This is a genomic window from Devosia sp. ZW T5_3 (assembly GCF_044987315.1).
Taxonomy (GTDB): Bacteria; Pseudomonadota; Alphaproteobacteria; order Rhizobiales; family Devosiaceae; genus Devosia.
Genome location: NZ_JBJDRE010000002.1, coordinates 284684 through 304168, shown reverse-complemented (window position 1 = coordinate 304168; position 19485 = coordinate 284684). Strand labels below are relative to the sequence as shown.

Here is a 19485-nt window from a genome sequence, read left to right as displayed (position 1 = left end):
CAAACAGTCCGCATACGGGAGGTGGCCACGAAAGCGAGAGCAACACGTGCTGGTCGACAGAGTGGCCCTGGGGCACCTTCAGCAAAGGCGGACTGTGTCCAATAAAACCAGCCGTCAAGCCGGAAATGCTCCAGCGGCGCGGACCATAGCGCAAAGGCCTTTCAAGTCAACGGCCTTGCAAGATTTAACATTAACTGCTGCGCAGATGGTCAAGATAAGTCGAGATTCACATCAGTGTGAGGCTCGACTCGCCTAGATATCGAGGTCCGTAACAAAGGCCGCGTTCTCCTGGATGAAGTCGAACCGCGCCTCCGGCCGATTGCCCATCAGGCGATCGACACTGATCTTGGTGGCATCCAGCTCGTCCAGGATTTTAACCTGCAACAGCGTCCGCGACTTGGGGGACATGGTCGTTTCGCGCAGATGCGCGTAGGGCATTTCGCCCAAGCCCTTGAAGCGGGTGATGTCGACCTTGCTCTTGCCGGTGAACTCGGTGGCCATCAGCTCGTCCTTATGCGCGTCGTCGCGGGCATAGAGCGTCTTGGGGCCCTGGCTGATGCGGTACAGCGGCGGCAGCGCCAGGAACAGGTGCCCGCCATCGATGAGCTTGGGCATTTCCTGGAAGAAGAAGGTCATCAATAGAGAAGCGATGTGGGCGCCGTCCACGTCGGCGTCGGTCATGATGATGATCTTGTCGTAGCGCAGGTCATCCTCGCGATAGCGATCGCGCGTGCCGCAGCCCAAAGCCTGGATCATATCGGCGATCAGCTGGCTGGCCGCCATCTTTTCGCGGCTGGCGCCGGCCACGTTGAGAATCTTGCCACGCAGCGGCAGCACGGCCTGGCTGGCACGGTTACGCGCCTGCTTGGCTGAACCACCAGCCGAGTCACCTTCGACGATGAAGAGTTCCGCGCCCTGTGCCGCGCCCTGGGTGCAATCGGCCAGCTTGCCCGGCAACCGCAATTTGCGGGTGGCACTGGCGCGGTCGATCTCTTTTTCCTTGCGGCGGCGCAGGCGTTCCTCGGCCCGCTCGACCGCCCAATCCATCAGCTTGCCGGCCTGATTGGGCGAGGCCGCCAGCCAATGATCGAACGCATCGCGCAAAGCCGTATCGACAATGCGGGTGGCTTCGCCCGAGGCCAGTTTATCCTTGGTCTGACCGACGAACTCGGGCTCGCGCACGAAGACCGAGAGCATGGCGCTGCAATGGGCGAACACATCTTCCGCCGTCAGGATGGCAGCGGCCTTGTTCTTGGTCAGCTCGGCATAATTCTTGAGCCCACGCAGCACGGCGGTGCGCAGGCCGGTCTCATGCGTGCCGCCGTCGGGGGTCGGCACGGTATTGCAATAGGAGGAGACGCCGCCATCGCCCAGCGTCCAGGCGATTGCCCATTCCACCGCGCCATGCGAGCCGGCCTTGCCGGTGCTGCCCGAGAAAATGTCGTCGACAATGCGGGTTTCGCCCTCGATCCGCGCGGTCATGAAGTCGCGCAGCCCGTCGGGATAGTGGAACACCGCCTTGGCCGGCGCTTCCTCGGTAGCCAGGCTCTCGTCGCAACTCCAGCGCAGCTCGACGCCGCCGAACAGATAGGCCTTGGCGCGCGTCATCTTGAACAGGCGGGCGGCCGAGAACTTGGCAGCCTCGCCAAAGATCTGAGGATCGGGATGGAAACGCGTGGTGGTGCCGCGGCGATTGTTGACGCGGCCGAGCGCCACGATATCGCCCTGCGGAATGCCGCGCGAGAAGGTCATGCGGTAAAGCTGCTGCTCGCGCGCGACTTCCACCACCATGTCGTCCGACAGCGCATTGACCACCGAAACGCCTACGCCATGCAGGCCGCCCGAGGTTTCATAGGCCTTGGAATCAAACTTGCCGCCGGCATGCAGCACGGTGTGCACGATTTCCAAAGTGGAGCGGCCTGGAAATTTTGGATGCTTTTCGACCGGGATGCCGCGGCCATTGTCGGAGACGGTGATGTAGCCATCTTCGCCGAAATGCACTTCGATACGGCTGGCATGGCCGGCAATGGCCTCGTCCATCGAATTGTCGATGACTTCGGCAAACAGGTGATGCAGTGCATTGATATCGGTGCCGCCGATATACATGCCCGGCCGGCGACGGACGGGCTCGAGCCCTTCCAGAACCTCGATATCGGCGGCCGAATAGCTTCCCGCTACCGCTGGAGCGGCGGGCTTGGGCGCCTCGGTTTTTACGCGTGGGCGTTCGGGTTCGATGGGGCCGCCGAAAAGGTCGTCTGCCTGGGACAATGCACTATCCGTATTAAAGCCCGAATCGGGCGATTCCGCCTTTTAACATATCTGATCCCGAGCGCACGCTGGTGCCCGATCGGCGGCTGTGCCTTGGAATTTCCACATATCTGAGCGAATTATGAGCGGGCAGTTCGGCGCTGGTTCAGCATGTGTCTGCTATGCGGCTAGCTGATGTATCGCAGCCGGGAGATGGCCATGCGCAAGATCGGGTTAGCCCTGGTTTCTGTCTTATTCATGATCGGGGGAATGAGCGGCGCCGCAACAGCGCAGCCCTCCTTTGGCTTCGGCTTCCATTTTGGCGATGAACGGGAAGATTTCTTCCATGGCCGAGTGATCTGCCAGACTGACCGGCAGATCCGCAACACGATTGCCGCCGCTGGCTACACCGATATCTCGCTGAATGTGCCCAATGACGGGCTGATCAAGGTGCGAGCCACCCAGGGCGGCTGGGTCTATCAGCTCAACTACAACTATTGCCGCGCCTATATCAAAGAACGGATGCGCCTGCGCCCGGCGGGTTGAGCAACATATCGGCACAAAACCGTCCCAAGATCGGGCGCCGTATTTACGTTCCGTTTGCTTCTTGAAAGCACTTTCTTAAACGCCCGCTGCTAAAACAGTGGACATACGGTTTTTGTCTGGAGTTGCCGTATGCGAGCCGATTGGGATCGTCGTTCTGCGTATCAAGCGAACCCTGCTGGCTCATTTCTCGGTGTTTGGCCGCATGCCGGATCAGGTATTGCGTACCGGTTGGCCAAGCTGTCCGTCCCGCGTTTTGGGGCGCTGACTATAGTTTCTGCCTTGTTCTACCTCATCTGACCGCCGCGAATTGATTTTCGCGGCGGCCGGGGTTATTGCTGCGTCATTGATCAACACCAGCACGGAGGAGGGCTGCATGAGATTTTCGTTCGAGCATCGTCAGCGCGGCCCCGTCCAGGCCCTGTGGCACACGCTACAGGGCTGACCAGCGACTGGTACTGACACTTCTTCCTGTCTCCCATTCTGGTTTGCCCTTCCAGGCGGCGCACTGATTGCAGCCGCGCAGTGAATGCAAAGGCGCGCGAATATACAGCGCCAGACCAGTGAGACGAAAATGGGCTCGATCAGCCTCCGCAATGCCGGCCTTACGGCAACCGACACACTCTTCAGCAAACTCGACATCGTCATCGCCGAAGGCGACCGCGTGGGCCTGGTTGCGGGCAATGGCAAGGGCAAGACCACGCTGCTGCGGGCCATAGCCGGCAAGGGCGAACTCACCGAAGGCGAAATCATCTGCTCGCGCGGCCTGCGCATCGGCTATGTCGAGCAGGACGTGCCGGCGGGCATTCTCGATATGCCGCTTTACGACGCCGTGCTTGCTATGCTGCCCGAAGCCGACCGAGCCAGCGATAGCTGGCGGGTGGATGTGGTACTGGTCGATCTCGAAGTGCCCGACGATCTCTGGAAAAAGCCGGTACGAGAACTGAGCGGGGGCTGGCAGCGCATCGCGCTGATCGCCCGCTGCTGGATCGCCGAGCCCGATGCATTGCTGCTCGATGAGCCGACCAACCACCTCGATTTGGGCAAGCTGTTGCTGCTGGAAAACTGGCTGGAGCGCGCGGCCCGTAACATCCCGGTTATCATTGCCAGCCACGACCGCGCGTTTCTCGACGCCACCACCAATCGCACGCTGTTCCTGCGGCCCGGCAATTCGGCCTATTTCCCGCTGCCTTATGGCAAGGCGCGCATCGCGCTTGATGAATTGGATGCAGCCGCCGAACTCAAGCGCGAACGCGATATGAAGGAAGTCGACCGGCTGCGCCGGCAGGCGGCCAAGCTGACCAATATCGGCATCAATTCGGGCAGCGACCTTTTGACGGTCAAATCCAAATATCTGCGCGAGCGCGCCAGCAAGATCGAGGATAATCTCAACGAGCTGCACAAGGAGCGCTCGGGCGACATCAAGCTGAGCAATAGCGGCGCGCAGGCGCGAGTGCTGCTGGCCATCGAGAATTTCGACGTGACCACGCCGGATGGCCGCAAGCTGTTCCGTATCGACAAGCTGCATATTTTTCAGGGCGACCGCGTCGTCCTGCTGGGCCGCAATGGCACGGGCAAGTCGCAGCTGATGGGGCATCTGCATCGCGCCATGACGCGGCAGGACGTGCCGGGCATTCGCGTCAGCCCGCAGCTCAATGTGGGCTATATCGATCAGGCCATGACGCAATTGCCCAACAAGCTTTCGCCGCTGGCCTTCATCACCGGCGAGTTCGACAATGGCGACCAGCGCAGCAAGAGCCTGCTGGCCGCCGCCGGCTTCCCGGTGGAGAAGCAGGACAAGCCCATCGCGACCTTGTCCTTCGGGCAGCGCACGCGGCTTGGTCTGCTAGCGCTGCGGCTGAGCCAGCCCAATTTCTACCTGCTGGACGAGCCCACCAACCATGTCGACATCGCGGGCCAGGAGCAGCTGGAAAGCGAAATCCTGGCCCATGGCGCGACTTGTATCCTGGTGTCACATGACCGCAGTTTCGTGCGCGCGCTGGGGAGCCGGTTCCTACAGATCGATGGTAAGAGATTGAAGGAAGTGGATGATCCAGAAGGATTTTTCGCGGCAACCGTCGCAGGGTAGGCGGTTTAACGAAGGGGCGGAGGGCAAAGACGCACGCTCATTGCCTTCGTCCCCTCGTTGCGGCTGAATTGGCGGTCAGCCAAAGCCCTCTTGCACTTTCCTGCGCGCAATGGCTTGCTACCTCCCTGCTAGGGGGCTTCATCAGGCTCCCTGAGGAGACATCATGATCGATCCCGCAATCATTCTGCCCTACATGCTGGCCTGTCTGCTGTTCTCCATCATTCCGGGCCCCTCCGTGTCGGTGGTCATCGCCAATTCGCTGGCCGGTGGTACGAGGGCCGGGCTGTTCACCATTCTTGGCACCGAATTGGGCATGTTCAGCATGGTTTTCATCGTGGCCATTGGCCTCGAAGCGGTGATGAGCGTCGTCTCCGGCGCCTTTGAAATCATCAAGATTGTCGGCGCCGCCTATCTGATCTGGATCGGCTGGAAGATGTTCCGCTCCTCCGGCCAGCTCAGCTTTGCCGATGGCGCCCGCCTGCCGGTCGGCCGCTATATCTGGCAGGGCGTGCTGACCAATTGGTCCAATCCCAAAACCCTGCTGTTCCTCAGCGCCTTCCTGCCGCAATTCATCGATGTGAGCCGCCCCGCCTTCGGCCAAATCATGATCCTGGGGCTGATCGTCATGGCTGTCGCCACCGCCAGCGATTGCATCTATGCCGTGGCTGCAGGTCGGGCTCGCCACCTGCTGACCGCCGCCCGCGTGCGCCTGGTCAATCGCGTCTCCGGCGCGGTGCTGATGTGCGGCGGCGTCTGGCTCGCCTTGCAAAAACGCGCCTGATGGGCGGCAACTCGGTAACGATTCAGGACCTGAACGACGCGCCCGAATTCAAAGCCATCGTCGCCGACCGAATCTGGCAGGCATTCTGGCGCCCGTACGGCGCTGCGCTCACCGATGTCGAAACGGCCCTGGCCGACGTTCTGGCAGGCGGAGCATTCCCCTTCAGTCTCGTTGCGGCCGATGACGAGGGGTTCACCGGCACGGTAACCGCCATAGAATCCGATCTGGCTGCCCGCCCGCTGCTGTCGCCCTGGATCGCCGCCCTTTGGGTCGAGCCCGACCGGCGCGGCCAGGGGATAGCCGAGGCGCTGGTCAATGCCGCGACGGCAAGGCTCTTCGCCCAGGGCCGCTCGTCCCTCTATCTCTGCGCCAAGCCGCCTATGCGCGGCTTTTATCAACGGCTCAAATGGGGCCTGATCGAGCAGGATGTCGGTCCCGACGGGCTCGATGTCTTTACGCTCCACGCGGTTCCGCGCTTGCATTGGGCCATCGACCCATGACACAAACCGCGCCAAACAGGGGGAGGGCCCAATGACCAAGCTCGTCGGATTTTATCCCGGCTCGTTCGATCCTTTGACCAATGGGCATCTCGATGTCATCGAGCGTGCTTGCAAGCTGGTCGATACGCTCGTCGTGGCCGTCGGCATCAATGCGGGCAAGAAGACGCCGCTCTTCGCCCATTCCGATCGGCTCGAAATTCTCGAGCAGGTGCTCGCCCCGGTGGGCAAGCGCACCGACACCGAATTCAAAATCGTCGATTTCTCCGGCCTCATGGTCAATGCGGCGCGCGAGCATGGCGCCAAGCTGATCATCCGCGGCCTGCGCGATACCACCGATTACAATTATGAAATGCAGATGGTGGGCATGAACGCCCAGATGGCGCCCGATCTGCAGACCGTGTTCCTGCCTTCCAGCCCACCCGTGCGGCATATCTCGGCCACATTGGTCCGCCAGATCGCTGAAATGGGCGGCGATATCTCCGCCTTTGTCCCGCAAATCGTACTCAAGGCCCTGAAATCCAAATGATCGCCTTCACCCGCCGTTTTGCCCTGGTCGCCGCCGCTGTGCTGGCCGCAACCTTCGCCGCTCCCGCCTTCGCCCAGACAGGCACGCCACACCTGATCCTGACGCTCGAAAAGGGCGACGTCGATATCGAGCTGCTGCCCGCGCTGGCCCCCAAGCATGTCGAGCGCATCGTGACGCTGACCAATGAGGGCTTCTATAATGGCGTGGTCTTCCACCGCGTCATCGACGGCTTCATGGCCCAGACCGGCGACCCGACCGGCACCGGCATGGGCGGCTCCGAACTGCCCGATCTGGCTGCCGAATTCACCGACAAGGAAAGCTTCCAGCGCGGTGTGCTCGGCATGGCCCGCGCGCAGGATCCGAACTCGGCCAATTCGCAATTCTTCATCACCTACGCCGATGCCAGCTTTCTCGATGGCCAGTACACCATCTTCGGCAAGGTCGTTTCCGGCATGGAATATGTCGACGCGCTGCCCAAGGGCACCGATCAGTCCGGCATGGTCCAGAACCCCGGCAAGATCGTCTCCGCCAAGATCGAATATAAGTAGGACAGTGCCGCGGCCCGCTCGGGTTGCGCCAAACGCCAACATTCCTTACATGCGGGGCCAAGGCTTGCGACAAGCCTCCCCCAACACGAAAGTTGCAGAAAATGGCCGAGATCACTGATCCCGAAAACACCCTCGTCATCGAAACCACCAAGGGCAAGGTGGTCATCGCCATGCGCCCCGACCTGGCGCCCAATCACGTCGCCCACATCAAGAAGCTGGCACGCGAAGGCTTTTACGACGGCATCGTGTTCCACCGCGTGATCGATGGCTTCATGGCCCAGACCGGCTGCCCGCAGGGCCGCGGCACCGGCGGTTCGAAGTATCCCGATCTGAAGCAGGAATTCAACGCCGAGCCCCATGTGCGCGGCACCGCCTCGATGGCCCGCGCCCAGAGCCCCGATAGCGCCAATTCGCAGTTCTTCATCTGCTTCGGCGACACGCCATTCCTCAACAAGCAGTACACCGTTTGGGGCAAGGTCATCGAAGGCATGGAAAATGTCGACCAGATCAAGCGCGGCGAGCCCGTGATCAACCCCGACAAGATGATCTCGGTCAAAGTCGCCGCCGATATCGCTGCTTAAGCCAAGCCTGCGGATGAGGGTATTTGATCCTCATCCGCCTTTTAGGCCGTCAGCACCGAGCGGCGTCCACTCACCCCACCAGATAAAACAACCGCGCCACCGTATGGTCCCGCATGGCCTGCGCCGGCAGTTTGCCCGTTAGCGCGGCAACAACTTGTGCCGGATCGGCCACGGCGCTCGCATCCACCACCACATTCTTGAACGCCGGCCGCAGTCCCTGTTTCGCCCCTTCGAGCAGGTCGAACAGCATGGTGCGCACGTCGCTGCGCCCGGCGCAGGCGATGCAATAGTCGCCATCGGCATGGCCGTGCCCGCTATTGGCGGGCAGGCGTAATAAGGCCGTGTCCGGGTCCAGCACCAACAGGCGCGTGGGCTCGGTTACCAAGGTTACCGGGATTGGCTCAACGCGGGCCATGGCATCACTCCGCCGCCACGATGGCGGGGCCGGGAATGTAGTTGAGGATCGGGCCGAGCCAGCGTTCGACCTCTTCCACCTTCATGCCCTTGCGCTGCGCATAATCCAGCACCTGGTCGCGCTCCACCTTGGCCACGCCGAAATAATAGGAGTCCGGGTGGCTGAAATAGAGGCCCGAAACCGACGATCCTGGCCACATGGCGTAGCTTTCCGTCAGCGTCACGCCAGCATTCTTTTCGGCGTCGAGCAGACGGAACAGCGTGGTCTTTTCCGTGTGGTCGGGCTGGGCCGGATAGCCTGGGGCAGGGCGGATGCCCTTATAGGGTTCGCCGGCCAGTTCCTCGGGCGAGAAGGTTTCGCTGGCGCCATAGCCCCAGAATTCGCGTCGCACCCGCTCATGCATAGCCTCGGCAAAGGCTTCGGCGAAGCGGTCGGCCAAGGCTTTGACCAGGATCGACGAATAATCGTCGTTCTGCTGTTCGAAGCGCTCGGCAATAGCCACTTCTTCCAGTCCCGCCGTGACGACGAAGGCGCCCAGATAGTCCGGCGTGCCGGCGGGGGCCACGAAGTCGCTCAGGGCCATGTTGGGCTTGCCATCGCGCTTGCTCAGCTGCTGGCGCAGGGTGAACAGCGTGGCCAACTCCTCGGCGCGGCCCTCATCCCTATACAGGCGGATATCGTCGCCCACCGCATTGGCCGGCCAGAAGCCGACCACGGCGCGCGGATGGAACCATTGCTCTTCGATGATCTGCTTGAGCATCTTCTGCGCATCGGCGAACAACTGCCGCGCGGCCTCGCCCTGCTTCTCGTCTTGCAGGATAGCGGGGTAGCGGCCCTTGAGTTCCCAGGTCTGGAAGAAGGGCGTCCAGTCGATATATTTCGCCAGCGTTTCGAGATCATAATCCTCGAACACGCGCGTGCCGAGGAAACTCGGCTTGGGCGGCGTATAGCCCGACCAATCCGGCTTGAAGGCATTGGCGCGGGCCTTGGCCAGCGGCAGGCGCTGCTTTTCTTCCTCCGCCCGCAAATGGGCATTGGCCGCCTTGGCATATTCGGCGCGCACCTGCTCGATAAACGTCACCTTGGTATCCTGCGACAACAAGTTCCCCACCACGCCCACGGCGCGGCTGGCGTCGTTGACATAAACGGCCTGGCCGGCGTTGTAGCGCGGGTGAATCTTGACGGCCGTATGCACGCGGCTGGTCGTCGCCCCGCCGATCAGCAGCGGGATGTCGAAGCCTTCCCGCTCCATTTCGGCAGCCACATGCACCATCTCGTCCAGCGAAGGCGTGATGAGGCCGGAGAGCCCGATAATGTCGACCTTCTCGTCGCGCGCCGTCTGCAAGATCTTGGCCGTGGGCACCATGACGCCCAGATCGATGATCTCGTAATTGTTGCAGCTCAAAACCACGCCGACGATATTCTTGCCGATATCGTGCACGTCGCCCTTCACCGTCGCCATCAGCACCTTGCCGGCGCTCTTGCGGCCCGTGGCATTGCCGTCGGCATTCTTCTCGGCTTCCATATAGGGCAGCAGCAAAGCCACGGCCTGCTTCATGACGCGGGCGGATTTTACCACCTGCGGCAGGAACATCTTGCCCGAGCCGAACAGGTCGCCAACAATGCTCATCCCGGCCATCAACGGGCCTTCGATGACATGCAGCGGCCGCGGCAGCTTCTGGCGGGCTTCCTCGGTATCGGCATCGATATATTCGGTGATGCCATTGACCAGTGCATGGGCGATGCGGTCCTCGACCGACTTTTCGCGCCAGCTCAAATCCTTGGCGGCAACTTCCTTGCCGGCGGCGCCGCGATAGCGCTCGGCAAGCGCCAGCAAGCGGTCGGTCGCGTCCTCGCGCCGGTTGAGGATCACGTCCTCGCAGGCATCGCGCAGTTCCTTGTCGATGCTCTCATAGACGGCCAGTTGGCCGGCATTGACGATGCCCATGTCCATGCCATTCTGAATGGCATAGTACAAAAAGACCGCATGCATGGCCTCGCGCACCGGCTCATTGCCGCGGAACGAGAAGCTCAGGTTGCTGATGCCGCCCGAAATATGCACATGGGGCAGGGTGTCGGTGATGATCTTGGTCGCCTCAAGGAAGGCGACGCCATAGCCATTGTGCTCCTCGATGCCGGTGGCAACCGCGAACACATTGGGGTCGAACACGATATCTTCGGGCGGGAAGCCGACTTCCTCGGTGAGCAGCTTATAGGCGCGGGTGCAAATCTCGACTTTGCGTTCCAGCGTGTCAGCCTGGCCCTGCTCGTCAAATGCCATCACCACCACGGCAGCGCCATAGGCGCGTACCAGGCGAGCGTGATGCAGGAATTGCTCTTCGCCTTCCTTCATCGAGATGGAATTGACCAGCGCCTTGCCCTGCACGCATTTGAGGCCCGCCTCGATCACTTCCCACTTGGAAGAGTCGATCATCAGCGGCACTTTGGCGATGTCGGGTTCGGCGGCCAGCAAGTTGAGGAATTCGATCATCACCTGCTTACTGTCGATCAGGCCCTCATCCATGTTGATGTCGATGACCTGGGCGCCATTGGCCACCTGGTCGCGGGCAACATCGAGCGCGGCGGTATAATCGCCGGCAGTGATCAGCTTGCGGAAGCGGGCCGAGCCGGTGACATTGGTGCGTTCGCCCACATTGACGAAAGGAATGTCGCTGGTCAGCGTAAAGGGCTCAAGGCCTGACAGGCGCAGCAGCTTGTCGGCTTCCGGCACCACGCGGGGCTTGTGCTTGCCCACGGCCTCGGCGATGGCGCGGATATGGTCGGGCGTCGAGCCGCAGCAGCCGCCGACAATGTTGACATAGCCCGAGGCCGCGAAGCCCTCGATCTGCTCGGCCATGAATTCGGGCGTTTCGTCATACTGGCCGAAGGCATTGGGCAGGCCGGCATTGGGATAGGCGCAGATGAACGTATCGGCCACATCGGACAATTCGCCCAGATGGGCGCGCATGGCATTGGCGCCCAGTGCACAGTTGAGCCCAATGGTCAGCGGATTTGCGTGGCGCACCGAATACCAGAACGCCGTCGGCGTCTGGCCCGATAGCGTGCGGCCGGAAAGATCGGTAATGGTGCCCGAAATCATGATCGGCACATCGATGCCGCGTTCGCGGAACAGCTTTTGTGCCGCAAAGATGCCGGCCTTGGTGTTCAGCGTGTCGGTGATGGTTTCAAACAGCAGCAGGTCTGCGCCGGCATCCACCAGGCCGCGGATCGCTTCGCCATAGGCCACGACCAGTTCATCGAAAGTGATGGCGCGGTGACCGGGGCTATTGACGTCCGTCGACATGGACGAGGTCTTGTTGGTCGGCCCAAGCGCGCCCGCCACGAACCGCCGCTTTCCGTCCTCGGCCTCAGCTCGCAAGGCCGCACGGCGCGCGACGAGCACACCCTGGTAATTGATGTCATAGACCGCGCTTTCACAGGCATAGTCCGCCTGCGCCACCGAGGTGGCCGAAAACGTGTTGGTCTCGGCGATATCCGCCCCAGCCATGAAATACTGGTAATGGATATCCTCGATCATCTGCGGTTCGGTTATAACCAGCAGGTCGTTGTTGCCTTGCAGCGGCAGCGTCCAATCCTTGAACCGTTCGCCGCGGAAATTTTCCTCGGTGAGTTTGAGGCGCTGAATCATGGTGCCCATGGCGCCGTCCAGAATCAGGATGCGCTCGCGCGCTGCCTCGGCCAGCGCGGTGCGGACCTCGTTCCAGTCGGGGATGTGGGTGTTCTCATGCTGGCTCATCGCCATCACCTCGGTTCGATCGATATTTCCGGTGACATAAAGATATCTTTATATCCCTTGAGATGCAAGGACAGGAGCACTGCCACATTTTGCACTCAAGCACCGCCAATTTACGTCAAATGCTACGCTCAATGCTAACAGTCCGTTCCCTTTAACCTGGCTGAAACCAGAAAAGGGTTCTTTGCGCATTACGGCACGAGATCGCGTTATGATCTGTGCGTACCAGTGTGACCAGCGTAAGAGTTTGCGTACCGTGACGATGACCCCCTGGCGCCAAGCCATCCGCCTCGTGGCCCTCGGCGCCCTGATCGCCCCGACACTTGCGGCCTGCTATACCGGCGGCCTCGGCGCCACCGTCAAGCGCGGCGCCTTCAGCTCGAAAGAGTATGGCGTCGGCGTTTCTCCCCGCGTTACCAACAATCCCAATCCGCCCAAGGGGGGAGGGCGCTATCAGGTCGGCCAGCCCTATACGGTGCGCGGAAAAGTCTATGTTCCTCAAGAGGATCCGAACTATCGCGCCGCCGGCAACGCCTCCTGGTATGGCTCGGATTTCCACGGCCGCCGCACTGCCAATGGCGAGATATTCTCCGCCAATGCCATCACCGGCGCCCATCCCACACTGCCACTGCCATCCTATGTCCGGGTGACCAATCAGGAAAACGGCCGCTCCATCGTGGTCCGCGTCAACGACCGCGGCCCCTATCTCCCCGGCCGCATCATGGACCTCTCCCACCGCGCCGCCGAAATGCTCGGCTACGTCAATAACGGCTCCGCACAGGTGCAGGTCGAATATGTCGGCAAGGCTCCACTCGAAGGCGATGACACCCGCGCTTTGCTGGCCAGCTATGACGGCCCGCCGATCTCCGGTGGCACCCGTTATGCCGATGGCACCAATAGCCTGGCCGACATGGCCGGCAATTTCTTCGGCAATCTATTCTCCTATTCCGACACCACGCCGCAGGCCCAGGACGCGAACATCGGCACGGCCTTCGCCGCCGTCAACGCCATGGCGACCAAGTCTCCCGACCTGCAGGATTGGGCCAAATCGGTGGATGCCGACTCGCGCACGATCAAGCTGGGGCTTGGTGTCTTCTCGGACCAGGCCAATGCAATCGCGCTGTCCGAACAATTTGCTGTTATCGGTTCGGTTCTGGAAGAGCCAGTTTCCGTCAATGGCACGCCAGCAACGCGGCTAACGCTGACTTATCTCAAGCCCGGCGTAGGTCGCGAAGACGCTATCGCGCTGGCACGAAAACTTGGCCTCAGCGACGTAAATCTCTATTAGTCTATAAAGCCGGCGCGGCTATCCTGGGTGCCGCCCCGAAAGGGATGGGAGGCCTGGTTCGTGAAGCTGATAGCGCCGATTGTTATCCTCCTGCTGGCGCTGACGGCGCCGGCTTTCGCGCAAGCCTCTTTCGACACCAAAGCCAGGTTCGCCATCCTCATGGATGAAGAATCCGGCACGGTGATTTTCCAGAAAGACGCCGACCTGCCGATGGAGCCGGCCAGCATGGCCAAGCTCATGACCATCGCCGTCGTCTTCAACGAAGTCCGTGCCGGCCGCGTCAAGATGAGCGACGAGTTCTTCGTCTCCGAACACGCCTGGCGCACGGGCGGTGCGGCCTCCGGCGGCTCGACCATGTTCGCGGAGCTCAACTCCAAGATCAGCGTCGAAAACCTTATCCGCTCGGTGATTATTCAATCGGGCAATGACGCGGCTATCGTGCTGGCTGAGGGCATTGCGGGCTCCGAAACCAGTTTTGCCGCGATGATGAACGAGTTGGCCGAAGCTATCGGGTTGGAAGGCTCGGTCTTCACCAATGCGACCGGCCTGCCGGACCCCAACATGCATGTAACGGCCCGCGATCTTGCCGATCTGGCACGCTACCTGATCCATGATTTTCCCGAATATTACCACTATTTCTCCGAGCCGGAGATGGAGTGGAACGGCATCAAACAGGCCAACCGCAATTCCCTGGTCGAGCTGGGAATCGGCGTCGACGGTCTCAAGACCGGGCATACCGAAGCCGCAGGCTACGGTTCGGTGATCTCCACCGACGATGGCGGGCGGCGGCTGATTGCCGTGGTGCATGGCCTCAAATCCATGGCCGAACGCACCGAAGAAGGGCGCAAGCTGATCACCTGGGGCGCCCGTGCTTTCGAGCGTGTTGCGGCTTATGCGGATGACGCCGTGGTGGCTTATGCGAATGTTTATGGTGGTACGAGTGGCAGCGTCGGCCTGGTTGGCGAGGGAGAAATTGCCCTCTATCTGCCGCGTGGATCGCGCAAATGCCTTGGCGCATCAGTGGTCTATACGGGGCCGTTAATGCCGCCAGTCAATGCAGGCGACAAGGTTGCGGAATTGCGCGTGTTCTGCGACGAACAACTGGTACAGACCGCGCCGCTCTTTGCCGCCGAGACGGTAGAGCAGGGCGATATCGTGCGCCGTGCGACCGACGCGCTGAAGCAGTTGGCCTTGGGCTGGCTCTAAGACTGGGATAAAGACTGGCTGATGCTGGAAGCGCCAAAAACCAACCGGGCCCGTTTCATCACCTTTGAGGGTGGCGAAGGCGTCGGCAAATCGACGCAGGTCAAACGCCTGCTGGCCAATCTGCATCGCCTGTCCATCGAGGCCATGCGCACCCGTGAGCCCGGTGGCACGCCGCGGGCCGAAGCGATCCGCTCATTCATCCTGCAGGGACGCTCGGAGAGCTGGGGCGCCGGAGCCGAGGCCGTATTGTTTGCGGCGGCGCGCCTCGACCATGTCACGCAGTTGATCGAGCCCAACCTGCAAGCTGGCACCTGGGTGATCTGCGACCGCTTCCACGATTCGACCCGGGCCTATCAGGGCCTGACCGGCGGCGTCGATGACAAACTTATCCGCGGCCTCGAAACCCTGGCCCTCGACGGGCATACGCCCGATCTGACGATCATCCTGGATATGGATCCCGAAGCCGCCTTCAAGCGTGTGGCTCTGCGCGCCATCGAGGACGGGCTGGCCCAGACGGGCGATCGCTTCGAAAAGGAAGACCTGAACTGGCACAAGCGGCTGCGCGAGGGCTTTCTTGAAATTGCCCGCAACAACCCGGACCGCTGCGTCGTGATCACGGCGGAACAGAGTGCGGATGCCCTGGAAACCACGATCTGGGACGCGGTTTGCCAGCGGTTTCCCGAATTGCTGCGTGGTTCGCAGGCATGAGCGACCCGGACGCCATCGAGGATGTGCCGCTACCTGAGCGGCGCCAGCGGGCGCGTGGGCATGATGCTGCGCGCAACGCCATTTTTGCCAATATTGCCGAGCACCGCCTGCCGGGCGCCATCCTGCTGCATGGGCCGCAGGGCATAGGGAAAGCCACGTTCGCCTTTGAAATCGCCGCCGCGATTCTGGTGGCGACGGGTGATGAGGATGCGGGGCGCGTCGAGGAGCAGGTGGCGGCAATGTCCCACCCCAACCTCTTCCTGCTGCGCCGCCGCCCCAAGGACGGCAAGGGTTATTACACAGTTATCCGCGTCGAGGACGTCCGCGAGGTGCGCGATTCCCTCCATCACACGCGGGGCAGGGCGGGACACCGGATCGCCATCATCGACAGCATTGACGACTGCAATCCATCAGCCGCCAACGCCCTGCTGAAAACGCTGGAGGAACCACCCGCGGACACCACATTCCTGCTGGTATCGCACCGCCCCGGACAGCTCCTGCCAACCATCAAATCACGCTGTCACAACCTGGCGCTGCGGCCGATTGCCGATGCTGACGTCGCTGCGGTGTTGATGGAGCAGGGGGATGCCCTGGGCGAGGCCGAATTGCAGCGGGCCGTGGCGCTGGCTGGCGGGCGACCGCGCCGGGCGTTTGAGACGCTGGCGCTCGAAGAAGGCTCGGCTCTGGGCGCGCTTCAGGCCTGGCTGGCCGATCCGCTGCGTCATCCGGCCGGTGTGAGCCTGCAATTGGCGGATGCCCTGGGCGCCGATGCGCAAAGCACCGAATTGTCGTTTGCCCGCGAAATGCTGGACGACTGGATGGCCGACGAAGCCCGCAATGCGGCCATGCAGACAGGCGCCCGCAAGCGCCTTGCCTCTGCCAACGAGCTATGGGACAAGGCACACGCCCTGCTCGCCGAGGCCGACAGCATCAATCTGGACATGAAACAGACGCTGGCCGCCATTTTCGATGCGATCAGAAAGCATGTTTCACTGACTGTTCCCGTTTCCGCCGAGCCACGATGACCGCAAAGCCCTTCTACGTCACCACAGCGATCTCCTATCCCAATGGAGCGCCCCATATCGGGCACGCCTATGAGATGATCGCGACCGACGCCATCGCCCGCTGGAAGCGGCTGGAAGGCCGCGAAGTCTATTTCCTGACAGGCACTGACGAGCATGGCATCAAGATGGTGCAGACTGCCGCCGCGCAGGGCGTGACCCCGCGCGAACTCGCGGATCGTAATTCCGGCGAGTTCCGCCGACTGGCCGAGCTGTTGGACATCTCTAACGACGATTTTATCCGTACCACCGAGCCGCGTCACCACGAAGCCAGCCAGGCGATCTGGTCCAAAATGGCCGCGAGCAATAATGGCGACATTTTCCAGTCGACCTATAAAGGCTGGTATTCGGTGCGCGACGAAGCCTATTTCGACGAGGACGAACTGACGGAAAAGGATGGCAAGCGCTTTGCCCCATCCGGCGCCGAGGTGAACTGGGTCGAAGAGCCGACCTATTTCTTCCGCCTGTCGGCCTACCAGCAGAAGCTGCTCGATCTTTACGAGAGTAATCCGGATTTTATCGCGCCCAAGGAGCGGCGCAATGAAATCATTTCCTTCGTCAAAAGCGGCCTGAAGGATCTGTCGATTTCGCGCACCACATTCGATTGGGGCGTTCCTGTGCCGGGCGCGCCTGGGCATGTGATGTATGTGTGGGTCGATGCGCTGACCAATTATATCAGCGGCCTGGGCTTTCCCGATGAGCAGAGCACGCTGTTCAAGAAGTTTTGGCCGGCCGATCTGCATGTGGTAGGCAAGGACATCATTCGCTTCCACACCGTCTATTGGCCCGCTTTCCTGATGAGTGCGGGTATCGATGTGCAGCATCGCGTGTTTGCGCATGGCTTCCTGACCGTGGACGGCCAGAAGATGAGCAAGTCGCTCGGCAATGTGGTCGATCCATTTGAACTTGCTGAGGAATTCGGCGTCGATCAGCTGCGCTATTTTCTGCTCCGCGAAGTGTCTTTCGGGCAGGATGGCGATTATAGCCGCGATAAATTGGTCAACCGCGTCAATGCCGATCTTGCCAACAATCTCGGCAATCTGGCGCAGCGTTCGCTCTCGATGATCAACAAGAACTGCGACGGCCTAGTGCCGGAATATGCCGGGGTAACGCCGGACGACGAGGCTATTGTGGCCGAGGTCGAAACGGCACTGGCTGAGGCGCAGCGGGCTATGGACGGTCAGCTGGTGCATGAGGCGGCCGGGGCGATCATTGCGGCGCTGAGTGCGGCAAACAACTATTTCGCGGCCCAGGAGCCTTGGGCGCTCAGGAAAACCGACCCGGTGCGCATGGGCTCGGTGCTTTATCTGACGGCGGACGTGGTTCGCCGGCTGACCATTCCGCTGCTTGCTTTCGTGCCGAAATCGGCCAATGCGATCCTCGATCAACTGGCTGTGCCGGCTGAGGGACGCACTCTGGCGGCCGCGCAGCTTGCCAATGGGCTGCAGACGGGCGCCGCTTTGCCGGTGCCGCAGGGCGTTTTCGCGCGACTCGAGCGCAAGGCTTCCTGACCATGCTGATCGACAGTCATTGCCATCTCGACTTCGAGGCGCTGGCCGGTGATATCGACGGCGTGATGGCGCGTGCGGCGGCGGCGGGCGTCGATGGCATGGTGACGATATCCACACGTGTGGATAACTTTTCCACATACGCGGCCATCGCGGAACGTTTCCCGAACGTCTGGTGCTCGGTCGGCACGCATCCGCACAATGCGGATCAGGAACTGCACATCCAGACCGAGGATTTGATCCGGCTTTCCGCCCATCCGCGCTGCGTCGCGATCGGTGAAGCCGGGCTCGACTACTTCTATGACAATGCGCCACGCGAGGCGCAGGCGACCGGTTTGCGCCGTCACATCGCGGCAGCACGATCCACAGGTCTTCCACTGGTTATCCACAGCCGCGCGGCCGATGATGACATGGCGGCTATCCTCGAAGAAGAGAGCGGGCAGGGGGCCTTCCCGTTCGTGCTGCATTGCTTCACGGCGGGCACGGATTTGGCGAACAGGGCGCTGGCTCTGGGCGGCTATATTTCGTTTTCGGGCATTATCACCTTCCGAAATGCCGAGGAAATCCGAGAAGTGGCCAAGATCGTCCCGGCGGATCGCTATCTGGTGGAGACTGACGCGCCGTATCTGGCGCCGATTCCGCATCGCGGCCAATCCAATGAGCCGTCATTCGTGCGGCACACGGCGGAGAAACTGGCGGAAGTCCGCGGCATCGACTTGGTGACGCTGGGCCAGCAGACCACGACCAATTTTGCGCGGCTCTTCGCCAAAACCGGTTTGAGCGCCTAGATGGCGGCTGCGCAACGGATCATTGCGACGATCCTGGGGTGCGGCTCATCGGGCGGCGTGCCGCGCATCGGCAATGTCTGGGGCGATTGTGACCCGGACGAACCGCGCAACCGGCGGCGGCGCTGTTCCTTGCTCATCGAGGGCTGGAGCGACGGCAGCAGCGAGCCGACGCGGGTCCTGATCGACACCGGCTGCGATCTGCGCGAGCAGTTGCTGGATGCTCAAGTCGATCGCGTCGACGCCGTATTCTATACCCATGAACATGCCGACCACACCCATGGCATCGATGACCTGCGCGTGCTGGCGCTGCACAATCGGCGGCTGGTCGATGTGTATTTCACCCAGGTCACCGGCGAACGGCTCCGCGAAGCCTTCGGCTATTGCTTCACGGCGCCGTCCGGCAGTTCCTACCCGCCCATCCTGAGCGCTCACACGATCGCTCCCGACGCGAAATGCGTCGTCGAAGGGCCGGGCGGCTCCATTGCAGTCCAGGCCTTCGAACAGACGCATGGCGATATTTCCTCGCTGGGCTTCCGCGTCGGCGACTTTGCCTATTGCTGCGATCTGTCGGGTTTCCCACCGCAGTCACATGACGCGATATCCGGCCTGTCGATCTGGGTCATCGATGCGCTGCGGCCGACGCCGCATCCCAGCCACCTAAGCTTGCCTGAGACCTTGGACCTGATCGCCCAATTCGCACCTAGCCAGGCCGTGCTCACCAACATGCATATCGATCTCGACTACCGTGCAACCGAAACCGCAACGCCGGCAAAGGTCACGCCGGCATTCGATGGCATGCAGATCGACGTGCTGTCCGGACGCATCCTCAATCTGTAGGTTTGTGGTGCAGTTGGCTCAAAGGCCCGCAATGCCTGGGCTTTTTGATCCATTTTAGTTCCATAATATATATTATGCGAACGACGGATGCGCGGCGCGGAGCCC

The 19485-nt window shown here is 61.5% G+C and carries 17 protein-coding genes; 14 read left to right on the top strand and 3 right to left on the bottom strand.

The window, feature by feature from the left end; genetic code table 11:
• Positions 1 to 252: 252 nt before the first annotated feature.
• A complete protein-coding gene (gene parE, locus ACI3KW_RS03950; RefSeq protein WP_404847009.1) occupies positions 253 to 2268 on the bottom strand; it encodes a DNA topoisomerase IV subunit B in 2016 nt (671 codons plus the stop codon).
• A 198-nt stretch (positions 2269 to 2466) separates the two neighbouring features.
• Here parE and ACI3KW_RS03945 point away from each other — a divergent pair, with 198 nt between their 5' ends.
• The 7 genes from ACI3KW_RS03945 to ACI3KW_RS03915 all read left to right on the top strand — a co-directional run bounded on the left by ACI3KW_RS03945 (position 2467) and on the right by ACI3KW_RS03915 (position 7815).
• Complete coding sequence (locus ACI3KW_RS03945) at positions 2467 to 2793, top strand: hypothetical protein (protein WP_262167679.1); 327 nt, start codon at positions 2467 to 2469, stop codon at positions 2791 to 2793.
• Positions 2794 to 3364: 571 nt separating this feature from the next.
• Positions 3365 to 4879 (top strand): ATP-binding cassette domain-containing protein, encoded by a 1515-nt coding sequence (locus tag ACI3KW_RS03940; RefSeq protein WP_404847008.1) that lies wholly within the window; start codon positions 3365 to 3367, stop codon positions 4877 to 4879.
• Positions 4880 to 5042: 163 nt separating this feature from the next.
• On the top strand, positions 5043 to 5660 hold the full coding sequence (locus tag ACI3KW_RS03935) for a LysE family translocator (protein WP_404847007.1): 618 nt from the start codon (positions 5043 to 5045) through the stop codon (positions 5658 to 5660).
• The gene (locus tag ACI3KW_RS03930; RefSeq protein WP_404847006.1) at positions 5660 to 6160 is read left to right on the top strand and encodes a GNAT family N-acetyltransferase; all 501 of its coding nucleotides are present in this window, start codon (positions 5660 to 5662) and stop codon (positions 6158 to 6160) included. Before ACI3KW_RS03935 ends, ACI3KW_RS03930 begins: the two co-directional genes overlap by 1 nt.
• Before the next feature lie 31 nt (positions 6161 to 6191).
• On the top strand, positions 6192 to 6686 hold the full coding sequence (gene coaD, locus ACI3KW_RS03925) for a pantetheine-phosphate adenylyltransferase (protein WP_113120305.1): 495 nt from the start codon (positions 6192 to 6194) through the stop codon (positions 6684 to 6686).
• Positions 6683 to 7234, top strand: a complete 552-nt coding sequence (locus ACI3KW_RS03920) for a peptidylprolyl isomerase (protein ID WP_262167686.1) — start codon at positions 6683 to 6685, stop codon at positions 7232 to 7234. The genes coaD and ACI3KW_RS03920 overlap by 4 nt, the downstream gene beginning before the upstream one ends.
• A gap of 101 nt (positions 7235 to 7335) precedes the next feature.
• The gene (locus tag ACI3KW_RS03915) at positions 7336 to 7815 is read left to right on the top strand and encodes a peptidylprolyl isomerase (protein ID WP_262167688.1); all 480 of its coding nucleotides are present in this window, start codon (positions 7336 to 7338) and stop codon (positions 7813 to 7815) included.
• Positions 7816 to 7885: 70 nt separating this feature from the next.
• On the opposite strand, the gene ACI3KW_RS03910 is transcribed toward ACI3KW_RS03915, so the two are convergent.
• Positions 7886 to 8230: a hypothetical protein gene (locus ACI3KW_RS03910; RefSeq protein WP_404847005.1), complete on the bottom strand. Its 345-nt coding sequence runs from the start codon at positions 8228 to 8230 to the stop codon at positions 7886 to 7888.
• Between the two features lie 4 nt (positions 8231 to 8234).
• Positions 8235 to 11987: a methionine synthase gene (gene metH / locus ACI3KW_RS03905; RefSeq protein WP_404847004.1), complete on the bottom strand. Its 3753-nt coding sequence runs from the start codon at positions 11985 to 11987 to the stop codon at positions 8235 to 8237.
• Positions 11988 to 12246: 259 nt separating this feature from the next.
• On the opposite strand from metH, the gene ACI3KW_RS03900 reads away from it, so the two are divergent.
• Genes ACI3KW_RS03900 through ACI3KW_RS03870 form a run of 7 tightly spaced genes read left to right on the top strand, consistent with a single transcriptional unit; the run spans position 12247 to position 19380 of the window.
• On the top strand, positions 12247 to 13272 hold the full coding sequence (locus tag ACI3KW_RS03900; protein ID WP_404847047.1) for a septal ring lytic transglycosylase RlpA family protein: 1026 nt from the start codon (positions 12247 to 12249) through the stop codon (positions 13270 to 13272).
• 60 nt (positions 13273 to 13332) lie between these two features.
• A complete protein-coding gene (locus ACI3KW_RS03895) occupies positions 13333 to 14478 on the top strand; it encodes a D-alanyl-D-alanine carboxypeptidase family protein (RefSeq protein ID WP_404847003.1) in 1146 nt (381 codons plus the stop codon).
• Between the two features lie 21 nt (positions 14479 to 14499).
• Entirely contained in the window at positions 14500 to 15186 is a 687-nt protein-coding gene (tmk, locus tag ACI3KW_RS03890) for a dTMP kinase (protein ID WP_404847002.1), read from the top strand.
• Positions 15183 to 16211: an AAA family ATPase gene (locus tag ACI3KW_RS03885; protein WP_404847001.1), complete on the top strand. Its 1029-nt coding sequence runs from the start codon at positions 15183 to 15185 to the stop codon at positions 16209 to 16211. The genes tmk and ACI3KW_RS03885 overlap by 4 nt, the downstream gene beginning before the upstream one ends.
• Entirely contained in the window at positions 16208 to 17758 is a 1551-nt protein-coding gene (metG, locus tag ACI3KW_RS03880) for a methionine--tRNA ligase (RefSeq protein WP_404847000.1), read from the top strand. The genes ACI3KW_RS03885 and metG overlap by 4 nt, the downstream gene beginning before the upstream one ends.
• Before the next feature lie 2 nt (positions 17759 to 17760).
• Positions 17761 to 18543: a TatD family hydrolase gene (locus ACI3KW_RS03875; protein WP_404846999.1), complete on the top strand. Its 783-nt coding sequence runs from the start codon at positions 17761 to 17763 to the stop codon at positions 18541 to 18543.
• Positions 18544 to 19380, top strand: a complete 837-nt coding sequence (locus tag ACI3KW_RS03870; protein WP_404846998.1) for an MBL fold metallo-hydrolase — start codon at positions 18544 to 18546, stop codon at positions 19378 to 19380.
• Positions 19381 to 19485 lie beyond the last annotated feature (105 nt).

What these genes read in the sequence shown, in the direction of transcription:
- ACI3KW_RS03945 (WP_262167679.1), top strand. Translation starts at nt 2,467, where the DNA reads ATGCGCAAGATCGGGTTAGCCCTGGTTTCTGTCTTATTCATGATCGGG.
- ACI3KW_RS03940 (WP_404847008.1), top strand. Translation starts at nt 3,365, where the DNA reads ATGGGCTCGATCAGCCTCCGCAATGCCGGCCTTACGGCAACCGACACA.
- ACI3KW_RS03935 (WP_404847007.1), top strand. Translation starts at nt 5,043, where the DNA reads ATGATCGATCCCGCAATCATTCTGCCCTACATGCTGGCCTGTCTGCTG.
- ACI3KW_RS03930 (WP_404847006.1), top strand. Translation starts at nt 5,660, where the DNA reads ATGGGCGGCAACTCGGTAACGATTCAGGACCTGAACGACGCGCCCGAA.
- coaD (WP_113120305.1), top strand. Translation starts at nt 6,192, where the DNA reads ATGACCAAGCTCGTCGGATTTTATCCCGGCTCGTTCGATCCTTTGACC.
- ACI3KW_RS03920 (WP_262167686.1), top strand. Translation starts at nt 6,683, where the DNA reads ATGATCGCCTTCACCCGCCGTTTTGCCCTGGTCGCCGCCGCTGTGCTG.
- ACI3KW_RS03915 (WP_262167688.1), top strand. Translation starts at nt 7,336, where the DNA reads ATGGCCGAGATCACTGATCCCGAAAACACCCTCGTCATCGAAACCACC.
- ACI3KW_RS03910 (WP_404847005.1), bottom strand. Translation starts at nt 8,230, where the DNA reads ATGGCCCGCGTTGAGCCAATCCCGGTAACCTTGGTAACCGAGCCCACG.
- metH (WP_404847004.1), bottom strand. Translation starts at nt 11,987, where the DNA reads ATGAGCCAGCATGAGAACACCCACATCCCCGACTGGAACGAGGTCCGC.
- ACI3KW_RS03900 (WP_404847047.1), top strand. Translation starts at nt 12,247, where the DNA reads ATGACCCCCTGGCGCCAAGCCATCCGCCTCGTGGCCCTCGGCGCCCTG.
- tmk (WP_404847002.1), top strand. Translation starts at nt 14,500, where the DNA reads ATGCTGGAAGCGCCAAAAACCAACCGGGCCCGTTTCATCACCTTTGAG.
- ACI3KW_RS03885 (WP_404847001.1), top strand. Translation starts at nt 15,183, where the DNA reads ATGAGCGACCCGGACGCCATCGAGGATGTGCCGCTACCTGAGCGGCGC.
- metG (WP_404847000.1), top strand. Translation starts at nt 16,208, where the DNA reads ATGACCGCAAAGCCCTTCTACGTCACCACAGCGATCTCCTATCCCAAT.
- ACI3KW_RS03875 (WP_404846999.1), top strand. Translation starts at nt 17,761, where the DNA reads ATGCTGATCGACAGTCATTGCCATCTCGACTTCGAGGCGCTGGCCGGT.
- ACI3KW_RS03870 (WP_404846998.1), top strand. Translation starts at nt 18,544, where the DNA reads ATGGCGGCTGCGCAACGGATCATTGCGACGATCCTGGGGTGCGGCTCA.